General features: G+C 59.0%; 12 protein-coding genes. 4 read left to right on the top strand and 8 right to left on the bottom strand.

Features of this window, described 5'->3' with window-relative positions; genetic code table 11:
- Positions 1-2: 2 nt before the first annotated feature.
- Genes LB545_RS21045 through LB545_RS21035 form a run of 3 tightly spaced genes read right to left on the bottom strand, consistent with a single transcriptional unit; the run spans position 3 to position 2,697 of the window.
- Positions 3-680 carry a PIG-L deacetylase family protein gene (locus LB545_RS21045; protein ID WP_140498445.1) on the bottom strand — a complete coding sequence of 226 codons (678 nt, stop codon included), beginning with the start codon at positions 678-680 and terminating at the stop codon, positions 3-5.
- On the bottom strand, positions 677-1,339 hold the full coding sequence (locus tag LB545_RS21040; RefSeq protein ID WP_140498444.1) for a sugar transferase: 663 nt from the start codon (positions 1,337-1,339) through the stop codon (positions 677-679). Before LB545_RS21040 ends, LB545_RS21045 begins: the two co-directional genes overlap by 4 nt.
- On the bottom strand, positions 1,336-2,697 hold the full coding sequence (locus tag LB545_RS21035; RefSeq protein ID WP_140498443.1) for a polysaccharide biosynthesis/export family protein: 1,362 nt from the start codon (positions 2,695-2,697) through the stop codon (positions 1,336-1,338). Before LB545_RS21035 ends, LB545_RS21040 begins: the two co-directional genes overlap by 4 nt.
- A 143-nt stretch (positions 2,698-2,840) precedes the next feature.
- Here LB545_RS21035 and LB545_RS21030 point away from each other — a divergent pair, with 143 nt between their 5' ends.
- Positions 2,841-4,061, top strand: coding sequence for a glycosyltransferase (locus tag LB545_RS21030; RefSeq protein WP_140498442.1), 1,221 nt, complete (start codon positions 2,841-2,843; stop codon positions 4,059-4,061).
- 66 nt (positions 4,062-4,127) lie between these two features.
- On the top strand, positions 4,128-5,258 hold the full coding sequence (locus LB545_RS21025) for a glycosyltransferase family 4 protein (RefSeq protein WP_140498441.1): 1,131 nt from the start codon (positions 4,128-4,130) through the stop codon (positions 5,256-5,258).
- A 36-nt stretch (positions 5,259-5,294) separates the two neighbouring features.
- Here the strand turns inward: LB545_RS21025 and LB545_RS21020 are convergent, their stop codons facing one another.
- A complete protein-coding gene (locus LB545_RS21020; RefSeq protein ID WP_181169651.1) occupies positions 5,295-7,592 on the bottom strand; it encodes a GumC family protein in 2,298 nt (765 codons plus the stop codon).
- Between the two features lie 279 nt (positions 7,593-7,871).
- Here LB545_RS21020 and LB545_RS21015 point away from each other — a divergent pair, with 279 nt between their 5' ends.
- Complete coding sequence (locus tag LB545_RS21015; RefSeq protein ID WP_181165376.1) at positions 7,872-9,212, top strand: O-antigen ligase family protein; 1,341 nt, start codon at positions 7,872-7,874, stop codon at positions 9,210-9,212.
- Between the two features lie 105 nt (positions 9,213-9,317).
- On the opposite strand, the gene LB545_RS21010 is transcribed toward LB545_RS21015, so the two are convergent.
- Both LB545_RS21010 and LB545_RS21005 read right to left on the bottom strand, forming a co-directional pair.
- Positions 9,318-10,772, bottom strand: coding sequence for a hypothetical protein (locus tag LB545_RS21010; protein WP_140557994.1), 1,455 nt, complete (start codon positions 10,770-10,772; stop codon positions 9,318-9,320).
- Positions 10,773-10,792: 20 nt separating this feature from the next.
- The gene (locus LB545_RS21005; protein ID WP_140581293.1) at positions 10,793-12,949 is read right to left on the bottom strand and encodes a nucleoside-diphosphate sugar epimerase/dehydratase; all 2,157 of its coding nucleotides are present in this window, start codon (positions 12,947-12,949) and stop codon (positions 10,793-10,795) included.
- 436 nt (positions 12,950-13,385) lie between these two features.
- On the opposite strand from LB545_RS21005, the gene LB545_RS21000 reads away from it, so the two are divergent.
- Positions 13,386-14,264, top strand: a complete 879-nt coding sequence (locus tag LB545_RS21000; protein ID WP_140498436.1) for a sulfotransferase domain-containing protein — start codon at positions 13,386-13,388, stop codon at positions 14,262-14,264.
- Between the two features lie 98 nt (positions 14,265-14,362).
- Here the strand turns inward: LB545_RS21000 and LB545_RS20995 are convergent, their stop codons facing one another.
- Complete coding sequence (locus LB545_RS20995; protein ID WP_140625474.1) at positions 14,363-16,561, bottom strand: acyltransferase family protein; 2,199 nt, start codon at positions 16,559-16,561, stop codon at positions 14,363-14,365.
- 155 nt (positions 16,562-16,716) lie between these two features.
- Positions 16,717-17,934 (bottom strand): glycosyltransferase family 4 protein, encoded by a 1,218-nt coding sequence (locus tag LB545_RS20985; RefSeq protein ID WP_140498434.1) that lies wholly within the window; start codon positions 17,932-17,934, stop codon positions 16,717-16,719.
- Positions 17,935-17,937: the final 3 nt, after the last annotated feature.

Here is a 17,937-nt window from a genome sequence, read left to right as displayed (position 1 = left end):
ATTCAAATGACGTTTCGCAGAAGGACAAAGGCCTCGGCCGCCCTCAGATGGGCGGCGGTGCCCCTGACGATCGCAAGCGCCCGCAAGGTTTCGATCGAACGCTCATGCGGGAAATCTCTGATCTGTGAGGCGAACATCGACGCAGCTTCGAGTTTGCGGTCCAGCGTCGATGCGATGTCTATGAAGACGTTCGGCACGAAGCTCGGCGTCACATAGGGGGCATTCCAGTTCGTTTCGGAGACGGTCTCGTAAGCCATGATCGTCCGCGGATATTGAGATTGGGTCGGGCGAGCCGCTACCAGCGATGACAGGAAGATCAGCTGGTGGTCCATGTGCACATCACCGACGAAAGGGATGAGCAACGTATCCGGCACGACATCCCGCAACAGGGTCAGCAGCGCCCTGTTGAGCGTCGCGTGCGGCGTCTCGGCGATCTGCGCAGCCGGCAGATCAAGCCAATGCGTCTGTTGCACGCCCAAACAGGCATGCGCCGCCTTGGCCTCGCTGCGAACCCGTTCCGTCATCTCCTCTGTGAAGGCGGGCGGGCTGCCTCGCGTAACCACTGCGACATGAACTTCTGCGCCTTGCGCAGCCATCCGGGCTATCGTGCCGCCACACCCCAAGACCTCATCATCAGGATGCGGTGCGATCACCAGAAGTCGACCGAGTGCTGGGTTCATGGCCGGACCGTCCCGGCGGGCATAGCCTTCAAAGCATGGTCGACATGGCGGCGGTCGACGCGTTCGCCCAACAGTGCCACTTGGACAGTCAGAACCAGTATGTGCAGATCGAGCCACAGGCTGCGGTTGCGCACATACCAGAGGTCGAGCGCCAGCTTTTCGCTGTTGGTGAGGCGGGTATTGCCGTTCACCTGTGCCCATCCGGACAGGCCGGGGCGGACCGTGCCGCGAATACGCCCCAGCTCGCCGAATTCGGCGATGGTGGCCGGGAGCAACGGACGGGGCCCCATGAAGGCCATGTCCCCCCTGGCGATCGAGAGAAGCTGCGGCAGCTCATCGATGCGGACGGAGCGCATCAATCGCGTGGCCGGCGTCTCACGCAAAGCGTCGGGGAGCAGCATGCCATTCCCGTCTCGCCCTTCGTGCATCGTACGAAACTTGCAGATCACGAACGGGCGACCTTCCAGCCCGCTGCGAGACTGGCGGAAAAACAATGGACGGCCGACACTGGCCCAGACAATGGCAGCAGCCACGAGCCATAGCGGCAGGCTGAGAACCAAAAGGATCACCGCGGCGATACGGCTTGGTATGGCCCGGCCAAGCGGAACGCGCGCAGTCCAGCCGCCGGAACGTGCTGTTGGGGTGCTGAGGCCGATCATTGCGACGGTCCGACCTGGACGGAAGAGGTCGTCGCCAAGGTAGTGGCTGAACGGCTTGTCGTGTCCTGGGCGCTATCCAGGCGGTTTATTGACACAAGGATCGTATCTCCGGCCGCAACCGGATCGTCGAGGGTCGCCACCTTTGTGGCGGTCTGGCCATTTACCTTGCGGCGAATCTGGTAGGTGAACGTGATGGAGTTGTTGCTGCGTGTCTGCTCCGCGGCCAGCGAGCTCAACAGCAGGATCTGTTCCTCGGTCGATTCTCGAACCGCGATCAGGCGTTCGATTTCAGAGTTGTGGGCCTGGAGATCCGTCAGCGCCGTGTGTGTCCAGGTCTGGGTGGCGTCATCCAGGTCGCGCTGCAACTGGCTCAATTCGCGGCGCACCGTTGATGCCTGATTGTAGATTTCAAGCAGATGGGATTGCTGCGTGGTCGCTTCGCGCTCGGCGTTCGAGAGGTCTGTGATTGTGACGAGACCTTTCTTGTTAAGGCCCCTGATGCGATCGAGATCCGCCTGTGCCGAAGCGATCACTGTCTTTTGTATGTCCGAAAGCTGTTGAACATTGGCGAGGGCAACATTCACTTCTTCGATCCCCGCCGAGAGCTGCTTGCGACGTGTCGTCAGCGCATGTTGATCTGCTTCAAGGATGCGCTGCTCGGTAGGAAGCAGCGTCGCGAGCAGGTTGGCGTTCATGAGGCCCTTGATCTTGGCAGGCAGATCCAGTTCCGAGATCTTGTCGCTGTTTGCCAATTGGGCCTTGATGCGCGCAGCGGCGACCGCCTCCTTGGCGATCTCCACCACGCTTTCATCAAGAGCTCCGCGCAACCGGGCGCGTGTTACGACGCGATCCTCCGCCGTGGCTCCCCCGGTCGACTGGCCGCCCGCAAGCGCCACCGCCTGCTCCACGTTCAGTGCCGGCTGGTAAGGAAACGAGCCCGGCGCCTTTACATCCCCAAGGACGAAGATCGGGCGGAAGCTCACCACCGCAAGAGCTATATGCGGGTCATTGAAGAGTTCACGCTCGATGAATGCCTTACGGATACGACTCAAGGCGTCGGGCACCGTCAGGCCGCCGACTTCAAAGCTGCCGATCAGCGGAATGTTGATCGCGCCATCGCTGGCGACCGTGAGTTGTTCGGCGGGAAGCGCGTCGTCGATGAAGTCAAACGACACCACATCGCCGACCGAAACCTTGTAGTCATCGTCCGCCGCGGCCCAGGCATCAAGCTGGGAAATCAGAATCGCTGCAACCGCAAGGATCGCAATACTGGCGGATCCCAGTGCTTTCGCAAGGAATGTACTGGTCCACGCGCCTGTCGATCGCCTGCTCCGCGCCGCATTGCAATAAGATGCCATGGAAGCCCACCATAGAATTTTCCTGCAAAGACCCTAGCGACACCTGCGCGAGGACAATGAGTCATACCTTTGGTGGAGCGGTGACAACCTTCGGTCTGGTTCCCACCTAATTTGGCTAACTGGATGTCGACTGCAACCAACGTATGGTGCGGCTGGATACTGTCGGACGATTGAATGCTTCCTCAGGGCGGAGCGTTGCAGACAGCTGGGAAGCTTGCGTGCACACAAGTGTTCTTCACACCATTACCAGTCTCGACGTCGGCGGCGCTCAGGTCATGCTTGCCCGTTTTCTTGGCCAGGTCGACCAAAATCGCTTCTCGACTTCAGTTCTGTCCCTGCTTTCACCCGGTCCGGTGGCTGCAAACGTAGAATATACAAGATCGGGGCTCGTTTCGCTCGACATGACGGAACGGCCGCGACCGCGCGATGTCGTTCGGCTGACGCGGTCGATAAGACGGGCGGCCCCCGATCTTCTTCACGGATGGATGTATCACGGCAACGTCGCGGCAACGCTCGGCTCGATGCTAGGGCTCAATTTCTCGCCGGTCATCTGGAGCATCCATCACACGGTTCGAGATCTCGCCGACGAGAAACCATTGACGCGCCAATTGATACGGCTCTCGGCCCGCCTGTCGAGGCGCACCAGCGCGATCTCATATTGCTCGCGCGTCGCCGCCGATGATCACGAGCGCCTGGGCTTTGATCCGCGCCGGAGGGTGGTTATCCCGAACGGGACGGATTGCGATCAATTTTCCCCCTCGGCCGACGCCGGTGCGAAGCTGCGCCGCCTGTTCGGCTTGCCGCCCGGACGGCTGATGATCGGCCATGTGGCACGCTTCCATCCCATGAAGGACCAGGTTAGCCTGGTCCGCGCCATCAGCCGGCTCCTGGAACAGGGATACGACGTTCAGGGCATATTTATCGGGGAGGGACATGCCGACGGCCCGGTGCGGCGCACCGCCCGTGAGCTCGGCATAGACGACCGCATTACCACGCCGGGCATCCGCGCTGACATCGCCGACCTCATGCCGGGCTTCGACGTCTACGCGCTTTGCTCGGCTTGGGGCGAGGCATTTTCCCTTGCCGTAGGCGAGGCGATGGCCAGCGGCGTGCCGGCGGTGGTTACCGCGGTCGGCGACTCCGGCTGGCTGGTCGGCGACAGCGGCGTGGTCGTTCCACCGGGAGATAGTGAAGCTCTGGCCGCCGGATTGATCAGGCTTGTCAGCCTTGAACCGGCCGAGCGCCGCGCCTTGGGTCAACAAGCGCGTCGTCGCGTCATGGAGAACTTCTCGCTTTCCCTTTACGTCGGCCGGCACCTGGAACTCTACGAAGCAGCTCTAGGGCGTCGTCGCCATATCCGATAGGAGCGGCTGGTGGTTGCTGTGCACATGAATGGTCGAGATTCTCCTCGCGCCCCTGTGGACTATGCGATGCGCCGCAAGCGCATCGTCGTCATTGCGAGCCTGACGCGTTCGCTTGTCAACTTTCGTCTCGAATTGTTGAAGGCCATGGTCGCTGCGGGGCATGATGTCATTGCGCTCGCCCCCGATGAAGATGAGCGGGCGATCGCCGGTCTCAAGGCAATTGGCGTGACCTTCCGACAGATTCCGATGGCCAGGACGGGTACCAGTCCGCTGGCCGATTTGCGAACGCTCAAGGCGCTTTACAAGCTCATCCGCGGCTTGGCGCCCGAAATCGTCCTGGCGTATACGATGAAGCCGATCATCTATGGTGGATTGGCTGCCCGCCTTGCCCGTGTACCGCGCCGGTTTGCGCTCTTTACAGGCTTCGGCTTCATATTCAGCGGCAGCATGACGGGACTGCGCGCAACCATTTTGCGCCGGTTGAGTATTGGTCTCTACCGCTCGGCTCTGGTCGGCTGCGAAGCAGTTTTCGCTTACAATGACGCCGACGCTTCCGACATCCGGCGCCATGGGATGGTTTCTGCGACGACGCCGGTGATCATGATCCCGGGTTCAGGAGTGGACCTGACACTGTTTGCCGCAAGCCCCCCACCTTCAGGGCCTCCCGTCTTCCTTCTGATCGCTCGCTTGCTTCGCGAAAAGGGAATTGCCGAGTTTGCTGCCGCCGCGCGTATCCTGAAGACCAAGTACCGCGCTGCACGCTTTCAGATTCTCGGGCCCTTCGATCCCAGTCCCCTCTCCATCTCGAAAGCCGAAATGGACCAGTGGACCAAGGAAGGCGCCGTTGAATATCTCGGCGAAACACACGACGTCGGTCCCTATTTGACCGCGTCCACCGTGTTCGTGTTGCCGTCCTATTACAGGGAGGGCATTCCCCGCAGCGCGCTGGAAGCCTTGTCGACCGGTCGGCCGATAATCACGACCAACGCCCCTGGCTGTCAAGAAACGGTGATCGAGGGCGAGAACGGTTTCCGGGTCGAGCCGCGAGACGTGGAAGCTCTCGCCTCGGCGCAGCGGGCTTTTCTCGAGGATGAGGAACTCGCCGCAAAGATGGGCGCCAACTCAAGAAAGCTCGCGGAAGACCGGTTCGATGTTCACAAGGTGAACCAAACCCTGCTCGAGGCGATGGGGATATAGTCGGCCGCGCCTGATCGGCCGCGCGGCCGATGGCGGTCAAGCAGGAAAATAACGACGAATCTGCTGCCGTTTCAAATAGGCTTTCCGCAGGGCACCACGGGCCTGTCGGAAGGGGTCGACGCGGTTGAACACCCAGCCGATCGATGGACCGCCGGCGAACCGCAGGCGCTCGACAACCTGGGAGAGAGCCTCTTGCGTGGTGTTGTCCCACGCGGCCACGACCACGACGGTATCCACCGAGGCGGCAATCCTGATTGCGTCTTCGACGACGAGCACAGGCGGCGCGTCGATGATCACCACGTCGTATTCGAGCCGGAACGCCTCCAGCAATTTCGCGAATTGGCTGGAATTGAGGAATTCAGGCAAGGTCTGGTCGTCGGCAGATGGCGCCAGCACATCCAGTCGCGGAACTTCAGGAAGCGTCTGAACGATCTCTGCCAGGGTGCAACCACCATGTAGGTAGTCGTTGAGTGTCTTGTCGGCGGGCCCAAACTGCATGGCGCTATGGATGCTGCGGGTTCGCAAATCCAGATCAATCAGCGCTGTCAGGGCGCCGTCCATTCCAGCTGCCACGGCGAGGCCCATGGCCGTCGTTGTCTTGCCTTCCTGTGGTAGTCCTGAGCTGACCAGGATCACCTGTTTGCTCCGGCCACCGTTCATCCGGGTGCAGGCCATGTACAGCGACCGGAAGGCATCGGAGAAGGCCGACCGTGGTTGCGACAACAAGGTTTCAAGAGGGGGCGTGGCGCGTTGCAGGAATTTCTTGGGCAGTTGCGGAATCGACGCCAGCAGTGGCGCACGGATAAGCTTCGATACCCGTTGTGACTCGCGTATTCTCACATCCATGCTTTCAAGCGTCAGCACAAGGATCAGGGCTAGGATCAGCGACGCGGCGAAACCGCCTGCCGTCATCAAACGAAGTTTGGGAAAGGAAGGGCTCGTCGGAATCTCGGCGGCGGAAACCGTCCGCACGCCGGGCTCGACCGCCTCGGAAAACGGATCGAGGCTGCCAAGCCTGCCTGATACGAGGTCGTAGAGCTTCTGCTCGGTCGACAATTGGTTGTTCAGTTCCCGAAGCTTCGCTTCCGCCAGGCTCCTTTGCCGCAGTTGCTCGTTGGACTCCTCCAAAGTCTTCGCGAGTTGGTTGACCCTGCCTTCGTTGACGCGGACGTCGTTTTCCAAGATTGCGATCGTACGCAGCATCTCCTGAGAGATCATCGCGCGGACGGCCGCTACTTTTGCATCCGCCTCCTGGACCAAGGGATGATTGCGCCCGTAGTTGCTGGCCAGTTGCGCGCGATCCCTCATCGCCGTCGCTTCGTCGTTGCGCAGGGACGTCAGGAAGTCCGATGAGAGCAGGGGATCGACGTTGGCGCCCGCGTCGCCGGTCTTGGCCGCCAGCCTGACCTGGGCGAGGCGCGCCTGCGCTTGCGTGTATTCACCTCTGGCGGTGCTGAGCTGCTCGTTGCTTTGCTGGATCGAGGCGCGCAGCAGATCATCGCGCGGATCGCTGGATACGCCGTGTTCTCGCGCATACTGGGCGATCTGGCCTTCTATGGCGGCTATCCGTGACGCAAGCTCCGTCGATTGCTGCCTCAGAAAGCTAACGGCGTCCTTGATGTCCTGCCGCTTGTTGTCCCGGGACCATTCCACGAACAGTTTGGCCGTCGCATTGGCTATCAGGGCCGCCCTCGACGCGTCGTCATTGAAAAAGGAGATCGTCATCGCCGAGCTCTCTCCGGACCGGTCAACCGAAACGCTCGACAGATACGATGAAATCGCCCGATCTTGCTGAACCCCCTTCGATGGCAGCGACGCGGGATCCTGCGGGTCGGCGCCGGCGACAAGGCTCCATAGCGCTCGCGGTATCGAGACGATCAAGCCGACGGCCTGTGACAGCAGTCCAGGGCCCGAATCCGAAGGGGAAGCTCGGCTCGCGGCTGGTTTCAGATAGGTGTTGAAGTCCGGGTCCTTGATGAGGTCCAGTCTGTCGACGACCAGGCTGGCAAAGACACGAGAGGTGATCAGATCCGCCTCGGTGTCCATTCGCGACTTGTCGGGCTGTTGATTAGGCTGCGCTTGTGCGGTGTCGAGAGGATTGGGATCGTCGGATTCGACAACGATCATCGAGCGAGCGGTGTACGTCTTGGGAAGTTCCACAGCCGTGATGAGCGCGAGAGCGGTGCCGGTAGTCACGACCGCAAGGATCAAGGGGAGGCGCCTTCGGAAAAGCGTGTAGAGCTCGCGCGGGCCGAAAGTGCGTTCCTTCGACGGCTCGATCGGCTCTTGAAGGAATGGTTCCAGACGGCTCCACACGCTGTTGTCGTCTATCAAGCTCACAGATCCCGCCCCTTTTTGTTTGTCTTCGACTGGTCCAAGCCGGCCCTGCCACATCGGACCTGGAGGCTACCCAACATCGAATTCGCGACTTACCGCGACGACAGTTTTAACATGGTTGCGCGGCCGCAATCGCGCTCAAGAGGCTTAGCCGCAAAGGCGACATCATCCAAAAGGATAGCGTAACCGGCCCGGGCCCTATCTTGGCAGATAGGCTGAACTGCAGGCCCAATGAGGGCTGGCGAAAAGGACTCTCAAGCAGATTCAGGAGTGAGGATGAACTACGCCAGGGCTCCTCGCCATTATTGGACAAGGCCCGGCCCCAAACCGGCCGTCACATCGTTGCCAGAGGTAGCCGGGAGACTCGGGCTCTGGTTCGCCGTGGCGTCCGTCTTTCTCACGCCCTTCAATATTCTTCGGTTTGATGCATTCTATTTTACCATCAGCGACGGCTTCGCTCTCGCGGCCGTATTCGCAGCCATACTCGGGAAATCCTTTTCGATCTCTCCCTTGGGCGCGGGGACGTTTCTATGGAATATCGGCATCGCCCTACTATGCGGGATGCTGCTGCTAAGCAGTCTGATCCACGGAGATCCGCAGCGAGGCTTCATCATCTCGGCGCAATATCTGTACGCTTACTTTCTCCTGGCCTTCATGATCGTGTCGAGGCCCTGGGCGGAAATCGTTCTCTTGATGAAATCATTTCTTTGCTCGATCGCCGTGATGTGTCTGCAGGGGATAGTGATAATCGACATCCTCAAGCAACGCGGCACCGTCTTTGTCAGCGGCAATGGTCGTTTCCAGGGTTGGGTGGAACGCGAGAATGAGTGCGCAACGCTGATCGCGCTCTCTGTCCCGCTAATGTTGTGGCTGGTGGCGTCAGGTTGCATAAGGCCTCGCTGGCTTTGGGTCGGACTGCCGCTTTTTGGTTATGGCATTATTTTGACAGGATCCAATACCGGCCTGATCGGCCTTGTCTTTGCGGTCACCATCTTCGTAGTCGCGACGGGCTCGTGGCGCCGCATCATTTCTTTAGCGGTGACCTCGCTCGCCGCATTCTTCATTGCCGTTACCTGGGGCCGCGACTTCTTGCCCGAGGTCTTCCAACACCGCGTGCTGAATGCGCTGCAGAATGGTGACCTCGATGAGGCTGGCACGTTTGCAGACCGTATGCGGCTCATCCATGAGGCCATTGGCAAAGCGGACAATAATTCACTGCTTGGTATCGGTGCCGACCAGTATCGGCAGGTCAGCGAATTGCACGCCCCGGTCCACAACACCTACCTCCTCATATGGGTCGAGGCAGGGCTGCCCGGATTCATCGGTTTTCTGCTCCTGCTCGTGGCAGGCATCACCATCGCCATCCTTGCCGCTCGGAGTCGTGAAGGCAAGGTATCCGCCATTTGCACGGCGACGACAGTTCTCCTCTTCGCGGCGCTGGCAAATGCGCTACCACATCTTTACAGTCGTTTCTTTCTCGTGCCTCTGCTGCTTGGAATGGCGCCCAGTGTTGCGATTTTGCGCGACGGCCCAGCTTCAAGAACGGTCACGCGCTTTCTTCGCGGTACTCGCTCCAAGTACGGTCGTTCGCGGCCTTTCCTACGCAGGCCGATCTAAGGGGCCCACCAGCCGAGCTTTCCAGCTCCTACAAAGGCTAAAATCGGCGCACCCGGAAGATCTGGTCAGGGTCTCCCCATGGCAAGAGCGAGCGATATATAGAAGCTATTTCGCCGGCTCTGATGCTTGCGCGGAGATGAAACGAGCGAGGGCGAACACGCCCTCGACGAAGTCTTCTCCCTCGATAAACCGGCCCTCAACCCAGCGTCCCTGGGTATCCTGACTGTCGACGAGCTGACGCACCTTTGAATTCAGTTCGCCAGCACTCAACTCATCCGCGGCACTGATCCACAGTCGTTGACGTGAAACTCTCTGCCCCCGCGTTGCACTCTCGAGCCGAGCGAACACCGGCTCGATCTCTGCACCGGTTTTCATGCCGTAGTGTTTCAGGAGGTCCATGTCGTCGAACGTCACTTGGCCGCCCTCATCGATGTAAAGCGGCCGGTTGGTGTTGAGTTCGTAGAAACGTGCCCAACTGCCGTCGGACAGGCGCGCCGCCTGTAGCCAGGTGGCTGCAGTCGTCGCCGCGTGCAGCAACCGCGCATCCCTGTTTTGCTCGTTCAACTCGATCAGGTAATCGATGTTGCCGGCGGTTTCGCGCGAGACGACCGCTGGCGGCTCAAACCTGCGTCCCCAAACCGGCTGCATGGAACGATCGTAACCCTGAGCCCAGCCCTGTTGTGGCGCGGGCAACTGGGCTGCAAGGAGAAAATCACCGACCTTCTCCGCCGTCTTGAGATATGCGGGATCGTGATATGTGCGGTAGGCGTTGAGAAAGAGACGACCCATATCGCGGGGAAGATTGTCATTGATGATGAAATAGGGCGGACGATCAGGCTTCTGCCACTCGTGAGACCAACTGGCCGGAATACTCGCCTTGGCCGCAGCCTTTACATCCGCCCCAGGCGCGGCTCCCTTGAAGAAGACCGGGAAGGCCCCATTCGGGTATTGCACCCGCATCAATCGATGAAGCGCCCTGTCGATGCAGGAACGGACGTCCGGATCCGAACCGCCGCTCGCCAGGTCGAACCACATCAGAAAATTCAGCACGCTCTGTGTGTTGTTGTCATCGAGGACAGTCTCGTTGCGTTGCGGATTGTCCTTGATATCGCGACAGGTATTCCCGCCCAACTTCAGTGCGCGGTAGCACCATGTCGCCGCCTTTTGCGGATCGGTCTCGATCTTGTAAAACCATCCGCCGGACTCCAGCTGAGTCTTGACCAGAGCGGTTGCCACGACCTGGGCAGACTGAAGCCATTGCTTGTCGCCGGTAACCTCGAAAATGCGCAGGAACGCAGCGCCGACAGCCGGCGTACCAGGCGGCTGCACCCAGCCAACGCTCGCGGGCACGGTACCGCCTTCGCCCACCCTCTTTTGGCCGTCGAGGGAATATTTCCATACATAAGTTCCCGCTACACCGAGATGATCGCGGAAATAGGCCCCGGCAGCCTCGACCGCCTCCCGTGCCTCGGCCACTGTCGGCTGAGGTTGAGGCGCCCCGGCCAGTGCAGTGCCGCACGACAGCGCGACAAACAGAGCCGAGGCAATATGCCTTAGCACGGCAGCGCTCCCGCTGGGCCTCAAGCGGCCGCCTCGTGTGGACGCGTGCTTGCCTTGGCTGAACCGAGGATCACATGAGGCACGAAGGGCGCCGTCACCGCCGCCGCAGGCTTGGCTTCCTCTCTGCGGTAACTGGGAAGCATATCCGCAACAAGATTTAACACTCCCTCAGTGTCGCCGGCCCTCGCCAAGCGACGCAATTGCGAAAATCCCTTGCGAAGCGTGTCAAGCGGCATCGCGTTGGGCACGGCGCCCAAGACTCCGGAAATCGGAACGTCGACACGTCTTTCGCTTTCGTCGAAGAGTTCCTCGAACAGCTTTTCTCCCGGCCGGCAGCCGACAATCTTGATCTTGATGTCCTCATCCGGCCGAAATCCCGCGAGCTTGATCATGCGGCGCGCCATGTCGATGATCTTGATTGGCGCACCCATGTCGAGAACGAAGATTTCGCCCTGTCCGAGTTTTTTCTCCAGACCATGGGCCGATGCCTGCAAGGTCAGTTCAACCGCCTCGCGTATTGTCATGAAGAAGCGCTTCATCTCCATGTCGGTCACGGTCAGCGGACCGCCGTGGGCGAGTTGGCGCTTGAATAGCGGGATCAGTGACCCGCTTGAACCCAGAACATTGCCGAAACGAACGGTCATGAAGCGGACGGGGGTATCGCCGGCGGTGAAGGCGAGGTCCAGGGACTGGCAGTAGAGTTCCGCTAGGCGCTTGGTAGCGCCCATGACACTGGTCGTGTTCACAACCTTGTCGGTGGATATCTGGACCATTGCCTTGGCGCCGCAAAGGCGGGTCGCTTCTGCCACGTTCATAGTACCGATGACGTTGGTAAGAATGCCCTCACAGGGATTCAACTCGACCATCGGCACATGTTTGAGCGCCGCCGCGTGGAAGACCAGGTCAACGCGATGGCGTCGGAAAATCTCGCCCAAGCGAACAGGGTCGCGTACGTCGCAGATATATGGCTTCCGGCGCACATTCGGGAATTTCTCCGCCAATTCCAGATCGATGGCGTACAGATTGTACTCGCTGTTATCGATCAGGACCACTTCGGTGGGGCCGAGCGCGGCAATCTGCTGCGTGAGCTCTCCGCCGATCGAGCCTCCGGCGCCGGTGACGACGATGCGCCTGTTTTCGATCATTCGGGACAACGCATCTTTATCAAGAACCGCCTGCGGCCTCTCCAGAAGGTCGGTAAGTTCGATGGGGCGCAAGTCGAAGCGACTCTGATATTTAGGATTGCGCAGTTCCAGGACCGGGGCGGGGCGAGAGACAGCGATGCCCAGACGGTCGGCCCGGTCGATCAGCGCTTCAAGCATCGGGTCGACGAGGCCAGGCACCCTTTCGGTGAAAATCACGTGGCGGGGCTTGATGCCGCGACCTTCCAGATCGCCGATGACCATGTCGAAGTCTTCGATGCTGCCCAGAACCGGCACGCCGCGCAGGAAATAGCCCTCTGTCGTTGCGCCATTATCGAGCACGCCGACCGGCCAATGGCGTGCATTCGGATCCCGCTGCAGCGCGCGAATATAAAGATCGGCCGCATCGCCTGCACCGATCAGCAGCACAGGGACCACGTCGCGTCCGTTTTTCGCTCTGTTCGCAGTCGGACCAAAGCGGCTTAGCTCAACGAGCTTGGAGCGGATGCGAACTGAAATAAGCAGCGGCACGAGCAACAGGAACTGGATCACTATCACCGAGCGCGGGATCGAATCGAGCCGTGTAGCCACAAACATCAGGAACACGAAGGCCAGCGATGTGACGAATGCCGCGCGAACGATACCGAGCATGTCGCCGACAGAAGCATATCGCCAGTTGCGGGTGTAGAGGCAAGTCACCGGGAAGACCACGGCGCATGTAAGCAGGAAGCAAGGGAGTGCGAAGAGCAACGAAGCGTGGCTTTCCGGACCGGTGAATTCTCCATCAAGGCCCAATCGCATGAATGAAGCAAACGACAGTGCCGCCAGCGCCAGGGCCAGATCGATGATGTAGAGATGAAGGTTCTTGCCAACGGCCTTGGCGCGCCCGGTCACCCGCCGGCGCAAGTAAGACAGCACATGAACAATCGTCCGCGGTTTGCTGACCAGACGGCCGAGAGCGATCGCAGTGGCCAGCAAAAGGGATTGGCCTCCCAGTGGACTGATTGCCTCAAACGGCTGATCTGACTGGCTCATTCTAGACCTCGACAAAGCTTACCCGCCGCGCCCCAAGAGAGCGCGTCAAGAGATGCGGCTGTTTGAACTCGCAGGCACAAATCCGTGCCTGCCAGTCCCTTGCTCAATCAAGAACAGGTTGGCCTGCAATCGTTCGGATTCGAGGCTACGATCTTATCGCTGCTATGGGGCGCTTTACCCGCTTTCTAAGCAACACATGCTTTTGTGCATGTGGGGCTATCGGAACTGCAAGCGGACTTTGCCGCGTTAATCCAAAGAGGTACTCCCATCAGTCCGGGCCAGCCAGCTAGCTAGGTCTCGCTGCACCGACGCAATGGCTTACAATGGCGGAGATTAAAATGGTCGCTTGAGTTTCGGTCCGGCGGTCCCGTTCTTCGGGCACTTCATTGTTGACGCCGCCAATGCGCCAAACTCACGCTAGCAGAGGAAGCTTTCTATGCTCGGACAGTTGAAGAACAATCTTCGCGACGCTACCTTTTTCCTTGGCGAAGCCGTCGTTCCAAAGAAAATACGCTACTCGGGTCCCCTGGGAGCGTTGCGCCGCCAGATGATCTTTTGGTCGCGTGACTCCTTTGTGCTTTCATACCCGAAATGCGGTAGAACGTGGCTGCGCACCATGGTTGGCCGCGTCATCGACAAACACTACGGCCTTAACCTGCAGAATCCGATGGAAATCCAGCATTTCTGGAAGATCTCGTCGAACATCCCCTGCATTGGCTTTTCTCACGACGACAGCCCAAACCTTAAGCGTCCCAGCGAAATCCAGGCCGATAAGTCAAAATATTCAGGAAAAAAGATCCTATTTCTGGTTAGGGATCCGAGAGACGTGCTTGTTTCATATTATTTCGACGCAACGCACCGAATGAAGGTGTTTGACGGAACGATCAGTGAGTTTCTTGCCCAGGATGTCGGCAGCATTGATTCCATCATAGCGTTCTACAACGCTTGGGCGCACAACCGCGATAAGGTGAAGGCATTTCAAATGCTGTCCTACGAACATATGCGCCAAGCTCCAAAATCGGCGCTTCGCACGGCGCTAGATTTTCTGGGCATTCAGGGCGTGCCGGAGATGATCCTCGATGAGGCGACAACCTTTGGCTCTTTCGAGAATTTGCGAAAGATCGAAATGGCAGACGCTTTCGGTCACGAAAGAATGCGCCCGACGGACCAGTCGAATCCCGACAGTTTTAAGGTGCGCCGGGGCAAAATTGGCGGTTATGTCGACTATTTCAACAGAGACGAGATCGCTTACATGGATGAGAGAATTGCCAGCTCTTTGGACCCGTATTTCGAAATATACCACCGCAAGGCATAGCGTCGAGCTCTACTGCAAGGCGCAGCCTTGTCGCTTCCGTGCTGGGACGTCGCATAAGACTTCCCGGTCGAAAAAGTCCACGGCTCTTCCTTCGCCTGTCATCGGTCATTTCCCCACCGTGCTTTGATGGCGTCCATGATCAAAACGTTGAGCTTGGACGCGCCGGTCTCGCTGAGATGGTTATCGTCCCGATAAAAAATCTGAGAGCCTCGATTGGCGAAACAGCGCTGTTGATCGCAGAAGGCCTTCTCCGGATACACACGCACGAGATTTGGATCGGATCCGACATTATCGTATAATGCGTATGTCCGTTGCGTTCGCCGGCGGAAATCCCCGTAGGAAACCGAAATCGGGTCCGCCTGCATATAAGCTGCAGGATCGTTCTGGCGTCTGGCCCGCATGAGAAGCACCTGCGGGACGTTCCAACCCATCTCCGGGACAGGATAGACTAAGACAACTTTCACCCCGCGCTCCAGAAGTGTGTTTATGGTGCGGGAAATGGCCGTGGCGACTGCAGCCGGATCGGCGGGCCCGGTTTCACCCAGCTTGGCCAAATGCGGGTGATCGTCGCCCGGCTCGATTCCCCCCTCGCCATTGTTGTAACGGCTCTGCTCCACGAGAATGGGGAGACGCCACAAGAGCACGGCTATCGGTCGCTTCAGCCTGCCTATGTAGTCGAGCCTCTTGTCATTGTAGTCGCCTGGACAACCCGGTTGGTCCACGTCAACCCTTTGCAGACCGAGAAGAAATACGCAGCCGCCTCGATTGAGCGGTGTGAACGAGGCGATATCTCGGTAGTCATCGAGGCTGTCTCGCATCGGACCAAGCAGAGTGCGAGCGTGAGAGTCACCCAAACTAACAAGAGCATAGCCCTCGGGATTCGAGCCATGAAAGGTACAAGGACCCTGTTCAGGCGCAAAGTTGAGACAGCTCTTCCCGTTCTGAAAGATCTGAGCCTCGCGAATATCGGATGCAGCGGCAATCGGGGCCAGGCCGTCTGCAAAACGACTTGGCAGGCCATTTTGGACATACCAGTAGTATCCGCCCCCGCTGAGTAGTACGGCCCCTAGTGAGGCAATCAGCCATATAACGTGCTTGCTGGTTCGCTTTCTGCTACGGGTCGGAATCTCAACGAAGCGGTAAGTCGCAATGGCAAGTATAATTGACATCAAAATCCAAAAAAATACCATCATACCACCGACAGAATCGGTTGCGCTCATTCTGCCGAAAGCAAATATCGGCTGATGCCAAAGATAGAGGGAATATGATATCAGACCGACAAATACAAACGGTTGGGAGGAAAGCGCTCGTGTAATGGGATCGCCGTGTCCTGTATACCAGATAAGCAATGCCGTTCCTGCAACCGGGATCAGCGTCACAAGTCCCGGGTGGTGCCACTGCGGCCGCATCAGCGGCACCGCGCAGATCAGGAGCGCCAAACCGACCGCAGGCGCGACTCGCGAAGAGCGCATCGACACAAGCCGGCCGCCAGTCAATTCACGTCTTGCCAGAAACACCCCCAACCCTAGTTCCCAGATTCGGGGTGGCAGTAGAAAAAAAGATGCGTCCGGGAAATGCCGCGTCATCCACTCCGCAAGAATGAACGAAACGACGAGCCCAATGCACAGGATGGCTGTTAAAAATTTCCGAGAAAATTTCCACACCAGTAGAAGAAAGCAAGGGAAGATCACGTAGAACTGTTCTTCGACCCCCAAGCTCCAGGTGTGAATTAATGGACGAAAAAGATTGTCGGCTGCGTCATAGCTCGCAACATGCCAGAAATATAGATTGGAGGCTGAAAACACGGTTGCCAAAAGGCTCGCCGAATAGTCTCTAAAGGCACTCGGCAGCATATATAGCCAAGCGAAGGGGATCGTTACTGCTAAGACGGTATACAGCGCAGGTAGGATCCGTCTCGCGCGACGCTCGTAAAAATTGGCGAACGAGAAAGTCCCATCCATGACTTCCCGCTGTACAATCGAGCCAATCAGATAGCCGCTAATAACAAAAAAGACATCAACGCCAATAAAACCGCCCGCAAAGGGGTCAAGGCCCGCGACGCGAAGCCCTGAATGGTAGAGGATCACCAGAACGACTGCGATCGCCCTCAGGCCGTCAATTTCGCGGCGATATCCAACTTGACCGGCCGGGGCCGTGGCCACGATCCCACTCTGGGCAGCTCCCGTGTCTTGGTTCGCATTGCGAGCAGGATGATGGGCTTCGTACGGCAGACCTCGATCAATGCCGGGGGAACCATATGTCAATGGCGCAGCTGACTTTTCGTGAAACTCACTCATGTCAAAGGAGGCCCTTCCCTTGGATGCGTCTATCAGGATGCCGGCGTGCTGACGCTCGGATCGGCCTGAAGCTGCTGCTGCAGCCAGGTCGTTGTGCTTTTTGCGGCTCCGATGACAAGGAAATCGATGTGCTCTACCCGCATTGCGAAAATCCTTTAACCGCCGATTTCGCTGGTTAGGTCGGTCGCCAAGCCGGCTTTGCGGGAGCAAAGCGCCCTGTCATAGATCTTCATGACATTTTCGACATGGCGGTGCGTGCTGTAGGAGAAGAAGGCGTGGTCGCGGGCTGCATCGCTGATCCGGGCCCAGAGCGGCGGATTGGACAGCAACCGCGATAGCGGCTCCATGAAGGCCCCGGCGTCTTCCGGTGTGACCAGAAATCCGGTCCGCCCGTTCTCGATAGCTTCCGGATTGCCGCCATGATCGGTTGCAACCACCGGCGTCCCAAGAAACATCGCCTCGATAAGGGTTCGGCCGAAGGGCTCTCCCATGGCGGGAACCACCAGAACATCCGTTGCCGCGAGGAAAGGTTCGATCGGGTTGCGAAAACCCATGAAGCGCACCGTTTGGCCGAGCCCGCGCTCGGCGCAGCGCACGCGGGCGGCCGCTTCAAGATCTTGCGAGCCCGCGGGTGAATTCCCGAACACGCAGCCGACGACCGGGATTTGCGGATGCTCCCGCACGAAACGATCAAGGATATCGATGAAGAGGAGCGGCCGCTTTCGTTCGATCAGCCCGCCGATGAAGCTCAGGACGCGTGTTCCTGGTGCAAGGCCTAGCTCGTCCAGAAGTGCGGCCTTGGCCGCGATCCTGTCAGGCACAGTCGACGGATGGTCGAAGGGACTATGGATGACGCTGAGCCGTCCCTTGAGGGATCTGATCGGATGCCGCGGTCGCGAAAATCGCGACACCGTCACCATGCGATGCGCGATGAGCGGCGCAAGCACGTTAGCGCCCTTGGCGTCGGGGTCGCCGCGATGATGCCAAACCAGCCGAGCACCTGCCAGCCTCGCCGCAATGCCCCAATTCACATGCGTCCTGCCGTCATTGGTGTGAACGATATCGAACTTCTGCTCCTTGATGAAACGCCGCATGCGCGGAAGCGTACTGGTCAGATAGGTCATGACATCGCCGGGGATTATTCCCTTTCCAGGCGAAGTCGTCGGCAGCGGAAAACCCGTGAAGGGCTGGCCCTCCATTTGCAGAAAGGCCGCCAGAGGCCCGGCCGTTTCCTGAAGCACCAGAATCGGAACGACCTTCGATGTATCGAGGTTCTGGATGAGCTTGAGCGCCGAGATGTGGCTTCCACCGACATCATCACCGATAAATGGAAAGCAAACCCGTATCGGCCCTTGGCTAGCTCCTCCAACCATCGC

The organism is Mesorhizobium sp. BR1-1-6 (assembly GCF_020165355.1).
In the GTDB taxonomy this organism is placed as follows: Bacteria; Pseudomonadota; Alphaproteobacteria; order Rhizobiales; family Rhizobiaceae; genus Mesorhizobium.
The sequence above is the reverse complement of the archived record's forward strand: the minus strand, read 5'-3'. Positions and strand labels throughout refer to the sequence as shown.

Bases quoted from the DNA above. Each gene is read 5' to 3' on its own strand.
- LB545_RS21045 (WP_140498445.1), bottom strand. From the start codon at position 680: ATGAACCCAGCACTCGGTCGACTTCTGGTGATCGCACCGCATCCTGAT.
- LB545_RS21040 (WP_140498444.1), bottom strand. From the start codon at position 1,339: ATGATCGGCCTCAGCACCCCAACAGCACGTTCCGGCGGCTGGACTGCG.
- LB545_RS21035 (WP_140498443.1), bottom strand. From the start codon at position 2,697: ATGGCATCTTATTGCAATGCGGCGCGGAGCAGGCGATCGACAGGCGCG.
- LB545_RS21030 (WP_140498442.1), top strand. From the start codon at position 2,841: ATGGTGCGGCTGGATACTGTCGGACGATTGAATGCTTCCTCAGGGCGG.
- LB545_RS21025 (WP_140498441.1), top strand. From the start codon at position 4,128: ATGCGCCGCAAGCGCATCGTCGTCATTGCGAGCCTGACGCGTTCGCTT.
- LB545_RS21015 (WP_181165376.1), top strand. From the start codon at position 7,872: ATGAACTACGCCAGGGCTCCTCGCCATTATTGGACAAGGCCCGGCCCC.
- LB545_RS21005 (WP_140581293.1), bottom strand. From the start codon at position 12,949: ATGAGCCAGTCAGATCAGCCGTTTGAGGCAATCAGTCCACTGGGAGGC.
- LB545_RS21000 (WP_140498436.1), top strand. From the start codon at position 13,386: ATGCTCGGACAGTTGAAGAACAATCTTCGCGACGCTACCTTTTTCCTT.
- LB545_RS20995 (WP_140625474.1), bottom strand. From the start codon at position 16,561: ATGAGTGAGTTTCACGAAAAGTCAGCTGCGCCATTGACATATGGTTCC.
- LB545_RS20985 (WP_140498434.1), bottom strand. From the start codon at position 17,934: ATGGTTGGAGGAGCTAGCCAAGGGCCGATACGGGTTTGCTTTCCATTT.